Genomic DNA, 13,098 nt, shown 5'->3' with positions numbered 1-13,098 from the left:
CCAATGACCTTTTGACCAATGACCTTTTGACCAATGACCAATGACAAAGCACTAAATTGCTTTTGGTTTTTGAATTTGTGCTTCTGATGTCAATTTTGTTGCTTGGCTTTGAGTATATTCCACACCTGCGGTCAGAGCATAATTAATTGCGAGGAGTTGCAACCACAATGCTGGATAGCGTGGTTCTAACCAGGAACTCATTTGACGTAGCAACTGTGGGAACCATCCTTTTAGTAAAGTCATTACTAAGGTATGGCGTCCAAAGTCAAGATAATTTCCCGTCCACCTAATTAAATCTTTAGCACCAGCGAGTTCCCAAATCCACAGCAGTAATTTGGGATTGTTTTGTGCGGCTTTCCATGCCAATCGGTTAAATGTCCACCAATCAAATCTGTCTTTAATGAAGTTATCCGCGACTTCTAACGGTTCGTCTGCTAACAAACCAAAAAAGTTGTTGAGCATTGAATTGATTCTCTGGGGTGGTAAGAATTTTCCGGTAGGAACCATCATTCCTTTGGAAAACATCCAGGTGACAGCAATGTTATTTTGGAAAGCACGGATCTTATTTAGGTGCTTGACGCTGAGTAAGTCGTGTTTCAGCGCTACATCTAAAAGGGTTGTCAATCGTTCTAAGTTGCGAACAAGAGAACCAAAACCCGTGAAAACTAATGGAGATTGCAGCGATGCTGCATCCCCTATTGCTATTAAACGGTCAAAAGCAACCGTGCGATCGCGACTCCCTACGCTAAAATGTCCAGGTATGTACCCAAATGTTGGCTTTTTCCACACCAGTTTATCCAGATCGCAACGGCGATACTCTGGCAGAATTGTGAAAAAATCTTCGTACATCTCTAGCAGAGAACCGGGATTTCTGGCATTGACTTGATGGTAATGGAATAAATAAATTGTTAGTTCCTCATTTGCCCCAGGAAACAATTCCCAAATCAACTGCCGTCCGCGTGAAATATCTCCATGACTGTTGAGAACATCTCCATACTGAGAATCCCACACTCCTGGTTCAAATCCTTTCTCTACCACTGCTCCTACTGTAGGGCATACACTATCAAAGGCGCGACCTCCATTCAATTGCCATGCAATTGGTGAAGCAGTTCCCATTGCGTCTACGAGTAGCCGCCCACTCACCTGTTTATCCGTTTGGCTTGGTAAATGCTTGACATTAAGCACAATTTGTGATTTATACACATCCGCTTTGACAAACTCAGTTTCATCCCAAATCTCACCACCAGCAACCCGCAATTTTTGCCCGCACAATTGCAATAATTTCTCAGACTCCAATCCTACGTTAAGGACTGTAGGCGTATGCAAAATTGGCGCTTTGAGATTTTTGGGATTATTCCCATCAAAAAATTTATTAAATCCGTCTTTATACTCTCGTGCAATACACGCTTCCAATTCTGAAGGTGTGAGTAAGCCCAAGTTAACCAAACTTTGAATTTCATCGCGAGATATATTCCATTCGCGATTCATGCGTCCAAAAGGCAACCTTTCTATCAGCAGCACTCGATAACCCAGTTTTGCCATCATAGCCGCATGAATAACGCCAAGCGCACCGCCGATGTAGATTAGGTCATATTGGGGATTGGGGGTTGGCGATTGGGGATTAGGGATTGGCGATTGGCGATTGGAAGTTTCTTTTTCCCAGTCCCCAGTCCCTAGTCCCCAGTCCCTAGTCTGAGAAAACACCACTTGACGCGGTTGCTTGGGATTTCGGACACCTTCACGCCATTGTTTTTCCCACCAGTAGACACGTTTGAGGTCATACTCCCCATTTGGCATTTTTTGAAAATATTTGACAGTAAGAGGATAATATGGTGCAAGTGCCTCAAAAATTGATGCTTTTGATAAATCAACGATTGGTGGTTCTGGATAATCGTGGGGAAAGCGGTTGCGAATCTCTACGGTGAGGCGCTGAAGGATTTGCTGTTCTTGTGGGAAAGGTTTATCCGCCCAACGGAATGCTTTCAGATAAGTTGTTCGCTGTACTGACCAAACAAATACAGATAATTCTGTCGGTAATTTTTCCGAACTCGTCTCGTTAGTTGTTGTAGTATTTGGGGTTCTTAAGCGAAAGCCTTCCGAAGTCAGCAATTTTTCCCCTATTTCTGGGTCAAAATGAGTTTGCAACCAGTCGCAAACGGCAGCTGTGTCGGAGGTAGGGATTTCTAAATACAGTAACTCTCTCATTTTTCCTAGAATCTCCAATAAATCTATGTATTAAGACAGATTTAACAAAAGGCTAAGGTACGGTAATATCCGCCCTATTACTCGAACAAAATTCAGTAAAGAAACTTTAAGAGGTTCTCATATTTATTATTCATTTTTGTTTTTCTGTAAACATACGCCATGAATTATCCCATTCCTGATAGCCCCCAAGAAATCTTTGCCATGCGACAGCAACCTGCTGTCGATGAAGAACTGGTTGCCGCCGCAATTGCTGGTGTCATTAAAATTGTTCGCGCCCAGGGTCAATCCCTAGAAGAGGTAACTGCCCAAGTTCTTGCTGACGATAGTTTGCTCGATATCCAGCAAAGACGCTGGTTGAGCAAGGTCGTTGCCCAAGTTTGGGACAGTTTTTCAGTGACCAGTGACCAGTGACCACCTGACCAGTGACCAGTGACCACTAGCCACTCATCTCTAACTTATTAAAACTTTCTCAGCTTGAGAGTGTAGCAATAACCCGTATTCTAAGCCCTCAACAACAGCTTGATAGGAAGCTGCTAAAATGTTGGTCGAAACTCCTACGGTTGTCCAGCGTTGATGCCTGTTACCTGATTCTACTAAAACTCGGGTTTTCGCTGCGGTTCCTGTATGCCCGTTCAAAATTCTCACTTTATAATCGGTTAGTTCAAATTCTGCAATTTGGGGGTAGAAGTTCACTAAAGCCTTGCGTAAGGCTGCGTCTAATGCTGCTACAGGACCATTGCCTTCTGCTGCTTCTAGAATATCTCGACCACTCACAGCAACTTTTACTGTTGCAAGCGCACTTGTTATTTCTTCTTCTTGAACTAAGTCACAGTGAACTTGGAAGCCTTTAATTTCAAAGAAGTGCTGACGGTTTCCTAAAGCCTCGCGCATTAACAACTCAAAACTTGCTTCTGCTGCTTCAAACTGATAGCCTTCTTTTTCTAAAATCTTGAGACGTTGTAGAATTTGCCCAGTTGTGGGATTGTGCTTGTCTAGTTCAATCCCAAAAGTTCGTGCTTTCGCTAAAACGTTACTGACTCCTGATTGTTCGGAGATGACTATTCGGCGACGATTACCGATTTTTTCTGGTTGTATGTGTTCGTAAGTCAGGGGGTTTCTTTCTACTGCTGATACATGAAGACCGCCTTTGTGAGCAAAAGCCGAACGTCCTACAAACGGTGCATGCTCGTCAGGTGCAAGGTTTACGACTTCGCTGACAAAGCGACTGATTTCTGTAATGTCAGATATCTTGTTATCTTCAAGACACTGATAACCTAATTTTAACTGTAAATTGGGAATTAAAGAACAAAGATTGGCGTTGCCGCAACGTTCTCCATATCCATTAATCGTTCCTTGTACCATTCTTGCCCCTGCCATGACAGCAGCGATTGTGTTCGCAACCGCTGTATCTGAATCGTTATGAGCATGAATACCTAACTTTGGTATGGGTGATTGGAAAAGGTTTTCCCTATCCCCAGTCCCTAATCCCCAATCCCCTGTCACCTGAATAACATCTGTGACAACTCCAGTAATTTCATGGGGTAAAGCACCACCGTTGGTATCGCAAAGAGTTATCCACTCAGCACCTGATGCGATCGCAGTTTCTAATGTCTGTAAAGCATAGTCTCGATTGTGCTTGTAACCATCAAACCAGTGTTCTGCATCATAGATGACGCGACGCCCTTGAGAGCGAAGATAGTCAATGGTGTCTTTAATCATTGCCAAATTTTCAGCAAGTGTTGTTTTCAGTCCTTCCGTCACTTGTAAATCCCAAGACTTACCAACAATCGTGACCCAACGAGTTCCCGCCGCTAGAATTGCTTGAATCATTGGGTCTTCTGAAGCTATTTTATTGGGGCGTCGAGTAAAACAAAAGGCAACAACTTCTGCTTGCGTCAAGGGTTCTTCTTGAAGATGCCAGAAAAACTGCACGTCTTTTGGATTTGCACCAGGCCAACCACCTTCTATAAAAGGAATTCCTAGTCGATCCAGTCTACGGGCAATGCGTAACTTATCTTCTATAGAAACTGATAACCCTTCGCGTTGAGTGCCATCCCGTAACGTAGTGTCGTAAATCCAAAGCTGTGATGAGGAGTTTGCAGTCATATGGTTCTCTGCGTCATATTATCAAATAGCGTTAAAACGTAGTAAATCACGGTCAATCGTAGTGAAACTGTATTCATAGCCGTCAGCACGATGAATTAGTTTAACGTATTGTCGAGCTAGAGAAATCCGATGACCAGTTCTATGCTGAGTCATGGTGAAGTCAGTTAACCGAATTACTTCAATTAACTACGAATTACTTCGTTTTGTGTACTTCTCAGGTGAGGTCTATGCGAAAAGATCATTTGTGGACAAAGCAAGGAAGTAGTCTTAAAGTGGCACAATAGTATACTATATAAGTCTACTTCCATATTAGAAATAAATTGTTACAATACAACCTGCAAGTAACATACTGACTATACATAAATGCCTACAGTACAAGCTCAGGGAAAAACAATTGAGTGCCAGCGCGGGGATAATTTGCGGCAAATATTGCTGCAAAATGGTATTGACCTGCATAATGGCGGTGCTAAGGTAATAAACTGTCGGGGACTAGGAACCTGCGGTACTTGTGCAGTTCTTGTGGAAGGCGAAGTATCGCCGATAACTTGGCGCGATAAAGCACGTCGCTCTCTACCACCCCATTCTCCCACAAAAAACTTGCGTTTAGCTTGTCAAACTAAGATTCTTGGAGATGCGAGAGTGACAAAATTTGAGGGTTTTTGGGGACATTGTTCTCAAATACTTTGGAAACCAGAAGGATAAAACGGAGAAAAACAACATGGGCAGATGGACACCACTCATCCTCATGGCTGGGGGTTTGGCGATTTTACTAGGGACGTTACTAGGGATTAGCTTCCCTATGGGCGGTTACAATACTGCTCAAAATTTAACACCAGCACAAAAAAACAGAGCCTCAAGAGTTTTACCAGCTCAGATTAATGTCAATAGCTCTGGTAATGGTAATGCTCCTAGTAATACCAACAATAACAGTAGGAGCGAGGAAAACGTAGAGAGTGCTAATGAAAGCACCGATAATGCGAGTCGAGGTAACGTAGCTCAAGTTCAGCGACAGCAAAATAACAATAATGCGGAGGAGCAAATCCAAGAAGGAACGGAAAATACACCTAGTACAGGTAACAATAATCAATCCACAACAGAGGAAACCAATCAGCAAAACGAACCCATTAGAGCTTTGTGGTAGTACGAGCAAGGCATTAATTCAAATCTAGATATTAAGACATATGAGCGATCGGTTATAAGTTGTTAGTTATTAGTCAACAGTCTATAGCCTATAGTCAAAAGCCATGACTTCTTGACTCTTGACTGCATGACTCTATGACTGTTGATTGTTGAATCTTGACTGTTGACTACTGACTATTAACTAATGACTAGTAACGTTTTGATTATTGGTGGCGGTATTATAGGATCGGCGATCGCCATTGAACTAAAATTACGCGGTGCTGAAGTTACACTCATAAGCCAAAACTCTCAAATCGCCGCAACTCATGCAGCTGCTGGAATGCTGGCTCCAAGTGCTGAAAATATTTCACACAAAGCTATGCTAGAGTTGTGCCAGCGTTCTTTGTCCTCCTATGCCAACTGGACGCACAAACTAGAAACTTTTACAGGGTTAAGCACTGGTTACTGGGCTTGCGGTATCCTAACACCAGTTCTTGAAGAAAGAGAGCACGCGGGACAGAGGGACAGAGGAGGGACTACAACAGATATTTCCCCCTCCTCATCTCCAAGTGACTGGCTGGATCGAGAAACAATACACCAGTACCAACCCGGTTTGGGAGAAGAAGTTATTGGTGGGTGGTGGTATCCGGAAGACGCACAAGTAGATAATCGCGCCTTAGCACAAGCAATGTTAGCTGCTGCCCAATCTCTGGGTGTTGAAATCAAAGAAGGTGTTGCCGTTCGGGGAATTCAACAGCAACAGAGGAAAGTTGTTGGCGTACAAACAGATGCAGGTGTTATTCAAGCCGAACACTACGTTTTAGCAACTGGCGCTTGGTCTAATGCATTGTTTCCACTCCCCGTGCGTCCGCGAAAAGGTCAAATGCTGAGCGTGCAAATCCCTAAAAATGATTCTGATTTGCCTTTGACAAGAGTTTTATTTGGGGAAGAAGTTTACATTGTTCCGAGACGAGATGGGCGCATTATTATTGGTGCAACCGTTGAGGATGTTGGCTTCACTCCCAATAACACCCCAGCTGGAATTCAATCTTTATTACAAAAAGCAATCCGTTTATATCCTCAACTACAGAACTATCCTATCGAGGAACTATGGTGGGGATTTCGCCCCGCCACTCCAGATGAATTACCCATTCTTGGCACTAGTCCTTGTGAAAACCTAACCTTTGCTGTCGGTCATTACCGAAATGGTATTCTTTTAGCACCTATAACAGCAGCATTAATGGCGGATTTGATTTTAGAGCAAAAATCAGACCCCCTACTGTCTCACTTTCACTATTCCCGCTTCCACACCAAGTCATCTACTACTACCTCAATGCTGACACTCCCCACAGCCCCACAACTCACCCCTGTCTCTCCCGTCCTGACTCTTCAAGACACCCCACTTCAAATTGCTGGCAAAACTTTTAATTCTCGCTTGATGACGGGAACTGGCAAATACCGAAGTATTGAAGAAATGCAGCAAAGTGTTGTTGCCAGCGATTGCCAAATTGTCACTGTTGCGGTAAGACGAGTACAGACAAATGCACCCGGACATGAAGGTTTAGCTGAAGCACTTAATTGGTCAAAAATTTGGATGTTGCCCAATACAGCAGGTTGTAAAACAGCAGAAGAAGCAATCCGGGTAGCAAGGTTGGGACGGGAAATGGCAAAGTTGTTAGGGCAGGAAGATAATAATTTTGTCAAATTAGAGGTTATTCCCGACTCCAAGTATCTGTTACCCGATCCTATTGGAACTCTACAAGCAGCAGAACAATTGGTCAAAGAAGGGTTTGCCGTATTGCCCTACATTAACGCCGACCCAATTCTGGCACAGCGTTTGGAAGAAGTCGGTTGTGCGACTGTCATGCCTTTAGCATCCCCTATTGGTTCGGGGCAAGGATTGAAAACAACCGCCAATATTCAGATCATCATTGAAAATGCCAATGTACCAGTGGTGGTAGACGCCGGGATTGGAACTCCTTCAGAAGCAGCGCAAGCAATGGAGATGGGCGCGGATGCGTTATTAATTAACAGTGCCATAGCTTTATCGCAAAACCCACCTGCAATGGCACGGGCTATGAATTTGGCTGCAGTTGCAGGTCGTTTGGCTTACCTCGCTGGCAGAATGCCTTTGAAAAACTACGCTAGTGCTAGTTCTCCTTTAACTGGAACGGTGAATTAGGGATTGGGGACTGGGGACTAAGGGCTGGGGACTGGAGATTGGGGACTAGGGGCTGGGGAATAATTCATACCCAATCCCTATTCGCCAATCCCCAATCCCCAAGCTAATATTAAGATTTGTCTCTTACCCAAGAGAGCATTTATATCATTTCTGTAACATTAAATGAATACGCAGGATAAGGAATTGTACTCATGCCCTACACAACAGAAGAAGGTGGTCGCTTAAATAACTTTGCTAGAGAACCAAAAGTTTATCGAGCAGATCCTCCTAGCGAAAAGCAACAGCTAAACTATGTTATCTTGGGTGGGATTGGTGTAATTTTAGTGGGTGGTTTGATTTTCGTTGCGTTTTCAGTGTCTTCACTCAGCTAAATAATTAATACTTTTAGTAAGCTTGTTGACTTTTTTATGATGACAGGTTCCTTATAGTATGGGAGCCTGTTTTCTAGTCTTCTGGAATTACATGATTTCATTAGTATATTTATATACTAAAATATATTAAATGTAGAGGCTTAATTTATCCTGAATCAAGCAACATTTACTTGAAAGTCATAGTCATGGTTAGATTTACCAGCTGCTCACGAAACCCTAAAAGGTTATATATACTGCTATTTGGCTCTTTTAGCCGCCATGAATGTGAATGAAACTACACATAACGATAATTCCGCTTGGAATCGGCAAGTTTATCAACGCCTAAAACTTGCCCTTAGTATAGGTTTGCGACGACAAATATTTTTGGCGGTGTGTGACGATTTAAACTTGAGAAATCAAGTGGCTGCACGCTTGCACTCAACTTTGGCTTCTCCTGTTGGACAAGTGCTGTATCAGCCGTCTTCTACTCAAGAGGCTAGCACATCAGCTTATCCGCGTTTGGTGACTTTACGGTTGAATTTAAGCGATCCTAACCCGATCGCTCAGATAAATCAATGGCTGGCAAGTTATCCACCGCCTATCGTTGGCTCATCTAAGGATACTCCCGGAAGACCTTTACCAGTACCAGCATTTCAAATAGTAGGTGTTGAGCAGCTGACGAGACAATCAGTAGCAGTACAGCGTCTATTCTTGCACTACTTGCGCTTGTCGGAACAACAACTGTCTAATTTTGAATCTAGTCTTTTGTTGTGGATACCCCGTCCTTGGCTGCATGCTGTCCAGCAATCAGCACCACAATTTTGGCGTTACCGGACTGGGGTGTTTGTGTTTGCTGGAGAACCAACGCCTACAAGTCAGAATAACAGTTCGCCCGAACGTCTTTCTAGTTCTAAAGAGCTAGATTTGGGAACTCTTGAGCAATCTTTTCTGGAAGAATCTGTTCTTAAAGAAGATTACGACTTTCAAAAACAATTGCCAACCAATCGCGGACACAAACCTCAAGAACTATCTAGTGTCAAATCAGACGTATTGGCAAATATACCTTTTCAAGATGAACCGAGTGATGCAAGCGATCGCGCAGAGCCTCCTGCACCACAGCGTGTCTCTCATATTAGCAAGGAATTAACAGAATTAGTCCTGGCAACTCTTAATAGTGCTATCTCAGAAGATGACAATCAAAACTCGCAAGTTCGAGAAATCTTAGAAGCAATAGAGGAAGCATACGAACAACCGGGGTCTGAAGTTAAAATAGCGGTTGGTTATCAGCGATTGGGTAATTTCTATCGCCTTCAAATCGAGCAAGGGCAGTCAACCTTGGAAAATTTGATGGTGGCAATTTTAGCTTATCAGGAAGCGATTACTCATGATGAAAGCTCGCCCCAAGTCCCAGATATTTTAAACGACTTGGGAACTCTTTACTGGATGCTGTACCGCACTCCACCGAATTCAGAAGAGGGACAAGCTTACATAGAGCAAGGGATAGAATTTTATCATCTCGCTTTAAAACTGATATCTCCAGAAACGCATCCCGATACCTATGCCCGCGTTCAAAATAACCTGGGTACAGCTTACGGCGATTTAGCTCGTTTTGCCAATCCAGCAGAAAACTGGCAACAAGCAGTTTTAGCTTACGGCGAAGCGCTACAGTTCCGAACAGCAGAAATGGAACCCTTAAAATATGCGGCTTGTCAAAATAATTTGGGTACAGCTTACTGGCATTTGGCACAGTACAACCAACCAGTCGAGCATTTGAAGAAAGCGATCGCAGCATACAGCTTAGCTCTTGCCTATTATAACCCAGAACAGGAACCGCTCAAGTATGGCATGATTCAAAATAATATTGGTACTGCCTATTGGAATATTGCCCAATACGAACAACCACCAGAAAATTTACGTTCGGCTATTGAAGCGTATCGTGAAGCACTAAAATATCGTACTCCTGCTAATGTTCCTCCTGCTTGTGCGGCTACCCAAAATAATCTTGGTACAGCCTATTGGCATTTGGCAAATCAAGCGCAAACACCAAGAGAAGAAAAGCAAAAATTATTAGAACAATGTGTTGTTTCTTATGAAGAAGCCCTTTCTCTCGCACATTCTTTAGGTGGAATATCTTTGACCTTTGATGTATTTGCCACACACAATAATTTGGGATTAGCGCATTTTCAATTAGCAACCGATCCATATTTTAGTTTAGATAAAGTAGAACGTTCCAAACATTTAGAAGGCTCGTTAGACAATCATTTACAAGCTTTAAATGGATTGAGCAAACAACCCGATGCTTATCAAACGACATTTGGGTATGTGGTTAAGACTATTAGGGCATTCCATAATGAGTTAGGAATACAAGGACAAAATTTAGCTTTGTCTAAAGTTCCCAGTCAGTTATTACCAGAGATTTTACCGAAGTTGTAGTTGGTTAGTGGCTAATGGTTAATAGTAAACTATATACATTATCCCTTATGAGAACTTTATTTCTATATGGTGTATATCGATAGTATTTTAAAAAAATAAGTACGATCGCTTTGTTATTTGGTCACAAGCGATCGCATTATAAAGTAAATCTTAAATCGCCAAATATATTGCGTGGGTTGGATAAAACGAAATCACCTCAATAATTTGATTAAATGTTGGGTTTCGTTCCTCAACCCAACCTACTAACCATCGGAATTAATTGCTGAGAAGAGCGAAGAATAATCCGCATTAGAGAATGACATTTTCATTGCTCTTTCTATAACTTCCCGCACACCTTCAAGACTAGCAACATTTAACCCTGCAGATTTAGCCTCAGAAATAAAAAGCTCCGTGTCCTTCATTAAATGTTTTGTGGGAAAGTTTGGATTCTCATAGTTTTCCTCAAGCATTCGTTGCAACTTTTTATCAAATGTGGGTGCAAAAAGGGCGCTTTCCCGCAAAATGTCCATAAACAAATCGACGTTCACCCCTTGTGTTTGAACAAAACTCAGGCTAAGGGCAAAAGCAGTTGTTAGAGAAGCAATTAATTGATTAAGTGCTAATTTAAGTGCAGCCGCACTTCCCACAGAACCAACAAGTACGGGTTCCGGACCGAAGTTTTTTAATAGATCTAAATGGCGATTGTACTGTTCTTGAAGTGCACCTACCATAACGATGAGTTTGCCAGCTTTTGCCTCTGGAATACTACCAAGAACGGGTGCTTCTAGATATTCGCCACCTGCGGCAACAACTGCATCTCTGATTTCTTTACTTTCAGCAGGGGTAATTGTTCCCATTTGAATTACAGTGCGTCCTGCTACAGTTCGCCAAGACCTATCTGAAAGTAAGACACTGTATATAGCTGCAGCGTTACTCAGCATCAAAATGATACTATCGGCAGAATTGATGGCTTGATAGGAGTGCGTGACAACTTGAGCGCCTGCTGCTTTGAGTGGTTCTAACTTTTCTGGGGTACGGTTATAGGCAATTACCTGTATTCCTGCTTCTAGAAGCTTTTGAGCCATCGGGAGTCCCATCAATCCAGTCCCCAGAAATGCTACCTTCATTTTTCACCGTCCGTTATCAGTTTGTTTAATTTAAATAATTTAATGGTTGGTTGTTAGTGGTTAGTGGTTAGTTGTGTAGGACAGGCGTCTCGCCTGTCATCGTTAGTGATTGGTGGAAAACAACTAACAACTGTACGGGCGCAAGGTCGCCGCGCCCCTACTGCTTACTAACCTCCCGCCGCAAAGGTCACCATAATCATGACTGAAAGTAAAATGCCAGGGGTTAGCAGTACAACTAGCATTAATAAATCGTGGGAAGACATAAATATTACCCTCCTGATGTTTTTTGTTGCTCATGCAATCACTGCTATGTTAGACCAAGTATCTCCACTACTGTGTTAATACAGTAGAATCTTCAGATTTAAATATCCTCTATTCACTAGTCACTGGTCACTGGTCACTGGTCACTGTTCACTGGTCACTGTTCACTGGTCACTGGTACAGTAAATCCTTTTAAGGGCTGTGCGGTTTGTGCTTCGGTCAATCCTTTGCTTTGAACTAAAACACCAAAACCACCTAATCCTAATGGATCTAACAGTTGGTGGAGTGCGTCTCTACGTTGTAGCAATTGTGACACAGGTAGTTTTGTATGGGAAAGATTGGCTATTCGTTCTCCCAATCCCAATGCCATTAGAAACAAAGCTTGTTCCCTAAATCCTATTTTATCGAGTCCGCATTGTTCGCCCCGCCTTTCTAAAGCAGTAAAGTCGATGTGCGATGTGATGTCTTGTTGACCGACGTTGATATAAGGATTATTGTGGCGGTGATGTTGATAATAACACTGTAGCGTTCCTTGCGATCGCCTTGGATTATAGTAACGACTAGCCGGATACCCATAGTCGATTGTGAGGACGTATCCATGCTGCAAACAATTTGCTACTGTACTCAACCAATCTAAAGCAGCTAAGTTGACCTCACTGCGATACCCATCAGGATAACCGTTTTTAAGATTTACGCCGATTAATTCAAAATATTCTACAAGTTGCTGAGTTGAAGGTGTATCTACAACTTCTACAAAGGGGATTGTCTGAGTAGAGGATGAGTTGGTGACATACACTTCTAATAATTGTCCCTCTTCCACAACAAATTGATGGACTGGGAAAGCATCTACCAATTCGTTAGAAAAGAAGCAACCAGAGATAGAGTTGTTCGGTATGTCTTCTAACTCGCACCAACGTACAGAAAATTCTTGCAGTCGTTGCTGTTGTTGTTGCTTAAGGGTAGGAGATTTTTCAACAATGACATAATCCAGTGCTTTAAAAAAATCTGGATATTCCTGCTGAATGTATTTGAGGATATCTACAGCTAGGAGTCCTTGACCCGCACCCATTTCTACTAGGGAAAATGGTACTGGTTGCTGTAAAATTTCCCACATTTGAGCAAATTGTACCGCAAGCAGTTCGCCAAAATCAGCCCCAAGGTGAACGTTTGTGAAAAAATCACCTTGTTTTCCAATAGAGATTGCCTTCGTGTAGTAACCGTGGATGGGATGATACAGTGCTAAGTCCATATACTCAGCAAAGGTTATTCGGTTTCGAGGGCTTGTCGCAATTTGGCTTGCGATCGCATTACATAAAGTAGAATTAGAATGCATAAA

General features: G+C 42.6%; 11 protein-coding genes. 6 read left to right on the top strand and 5 right to left on the bottom strand.

Annotated elements, in window-relative coordinates; all coding sequences use genetic code 11:
* Window positions 1–51: 51 nt before the first annotated feature.
* Window positions 52–2,205, bottom strand: coding sequence for an NAD(P)/FAD-dependent oxidoreductase (locus ACKTT2_RS43125; protein ID WP_407898194.1), 2,154 nt, complete (start codon window positions 2,203–2,205; stop codon window positions 52–54).
* A 159-nt stretch (window positions 2,206–2,364) separates the two neighbouring features.
* Here ACKTT2_RS43125 and ACKTT2_RS43120 point away from each other — a divergent pair, with 159 nt between their 5' ends.
* On the top strand, window positions 2,365–2,616 hold the full coding sequence (locus ACKTT2_RS43120) for a hypothetical protein (protein WP_407898192.1): 252 nt from the start codon (window positions 2,365–2,367) through the stop codon (window positions 2,614–2,616).
* Window positions 2,617–2,655: 39 nt separating this feature from the next.
* Here ACKTT2_RS43120 and cimA read toward each other — a convergent pair whose 3' ends face one another.
* Both cimA and ACKTT2_RS43110 read right to left on the bottom strand, forming a co-directional pair.
* Window positions 2,656–4,311, bottom strand: coding sequence for a citramalate synthase (cimA, locus tag ACKTT2_RS43115; RefSeq protein WP_407898190.1), 1,656 nt, complete (start codon window positions 4,309–4,311; stop codon window positions 2,656–2,658).
* Between the two features lie 21 nt (window positions 4,312–4,332).
* Window positions 4,333–4,464, bottom strand: coding sequence for a hypothetical protein (locus tag ACKTT2_RS43110; protein WP_407898188.1), 132 nt, complete (start codon window positions 4,462–4,464; stop codon window positions 4,333–4,335).
* 210 nt (window positions 4,465–4,674) lie between these two features.
* On the opposite strand from ACKTT2_RS43110, the gene ACKTT2_RS43105 reads away from it, so the two are divergent.
* The 5 genes from ACKTT2_RS43105 to ACKTT2_RS43085 all read left to right on the top strand — a co-directional run bounded on the left by ACKTT2_RS43105 (window position 4,675) and on the right by ACKTT2_RS43085 (window position 10,395).
* Entirely contained in the window at window positions 4,675–5,013 is a 339-nt protein-coding gene (locus ACKTT2_RS43105) for a 2Fe-2S iron-sulfur cluster-binding protein (RefSeq protein ID WP_407898187.1), read from the top strand.
* A gap of 16 nt (window positions 5,014–5,029) precedes the next feature.
* Entirely contained in the window at window positions 5,030–5,452 is a 423-nt protein-coding gene (locus ACKTT2_RS43100) for a hypothetical protein (protein ID WP_407898185.1), read from the top strand.
* A 183-nt stretch (window positions 5,453–5,635) separates the two neighbouring features.
* The gene (gene thiO, locus ACKTT2_RS43095; RefSeq protein WP_407898183.1) at window positions 5,636–7,612 is read left to right on the top strand and encodes a glycine oxidase ThiO; all 1,977 of its coding nucleotides are present in this window, start codon (window positions 5,636–5,638) and stop codon (window positions 7,610–7,612) included.
* A 191-nt stretch (window positions 7,613–7,803) separates the two neighbouring features.
* The gene (psb34, locus tag ACKTT2_RS43090; protein ID WP_407898181.1) at window positions 7,804–7,983 is read left to right on the top strand and encodes a photosystem II assembly protein Psb34; all 180 of its coding nucleotides are present in this window, start codon (window positions 7,804–7,806) and stop codon (window positions 7,981–7,983) included.
* Between the two features lie 258 nt (window positions 7,984–8,241).
* Window positions 8,242–10,395 (top strand): tetratricopeptide repeat protein, encoded by a 2,154-nt coding sequence (locus ACKTT2_RS43085; RefSeq protein WP_407898179.1) that lies wholly within the window; start codon window positions 8,242–8,244, stop codon window positions 10,393–10,395.
* 242 nt (window positions 10,396–10,637) lie between these two features.
* Here the strand turns inward: ACKTT2_RS43085 and ACKTT2_RS43080 are convergent, their stop codons facing one another.
* Window positions 10,638–11,501, bottom strand: a complete 864-nt coding sequence (locus ACKTT2_RS43080) for an NAD(P)-dependent oxidoreductase (RefSeq protein ID WP_407898176.1) — start codon at window positions 11,499–11,501, stop codon at window positions 10,638–10,640.
* A 418-nt stretch (window positions 11,502–11,919) separates the two neighbouring features.
* Window positions 11,920–13,095: a class I SAM-dependent methyltransferase gene (locus tag ACKTT2_RS43075; RefSeq protein ID WP_407898174.1), complete on the bottom strand. Its 1,176-nt coding sequence runs from the start codon at window positions 13,093–13,095 to the stop codon at window positions 11,920–11,922.
* Window positions 13,096–13,098 lie beyond the last annotated feature (3 nt).

It is taken from the genome of Scytonema hankhaensis NUACC26, from assembly GCF_045865695.1.
Lineage (GTDB): Bacteria > Cyanobacteriota > Cyanobacteriia > Cyanobacteriales > Nostocaceae > Scytonema.
Note: the sequence above shows the minus strand (reverse complement) of the source record. Positions and strands in the feature narration are given on the sequence as shown.

Excerpts from the sequence above, each read along its gene's own strand:
- ACKTT2_RS43105 (WP_407898187.1), top strand. The coding sequence starts at position 4,675 with ATGCCTACAGTACAAGCTCAGGGAAAAACAATTGAGTGCCAGCGCGGG.
- ACKTT2_RS43120 (WP_407898192.1), top strand. The coding sequence starts at position 2,365 with ATGAATTATCCCATTCCTGATAGCCCCCAAGAAATCTTTGCCATGCGA.
- ACKTT2_RS43075 (WP_407898174.1), bottom strand. The coding sequence starts at position 13,095 with ATGCATTCTAATTCTACTTTATGTAATGCGATCGCAAGCCAAATTGCG.
- ACKTT2_RS43080 (WP_407898176.1), bottom strand. The coding sequence starts at position 11,501 with ATGAAGGTAGCATTTCTGGGGACTGGATTGATGGGACTCCCGATGGCT.
- thiO (WP_407898183.1), top strand. The coding sequence starts at position 5,636 with ATGACTAGTAACGTTTTGATTATTGGTGGCGGTATTATAGGATCGGCG.
- ACKTT2_RS43125 (WP_407898194.1), bottom strand. The coding sequence starts at position 2,205 with ATGAGAGAGTTACTGTATTTAGAAATCCCTACCTCCGACACAGCTGCC.
- psb34 (WP_407898181.1), top strand. The coding sequence starts at position 7,804 with ATGCCCTACACAACAGAAGAAGGTGGTCGCTTAAATAACTTTGCTAGA.
- cimA (WP_407898190.1), bottom strand. The coding sequence starts at position 4,311 with ATGACTGCAAACTCCTCATCACAGCTTTGGATTTACGACACTACGTTA.
- ACKTT2_RS43100 (WP_407898185.1), top strand. The coding sequence starts at position 5,030 with ATGGGCAGATGGACACCACTCATCCTCATGGCTGGGGGTTTGGCGATT.
- ACKTT2_RS43085 (WP_407898179.1), top strand. The coding sequence starts at position 8,242 with ATGAATGTGAATGAAACTACACATAACGATAATTCCGCTTGGAATCGG.
- ACKTT2_RS43110 (WP_407898188.1), bottom strand. The coding sequence starts at position 4,464 with ATGACTCAGCATAGAACTGGTCATCGGATTTCTCTAGCTCGACAATAC.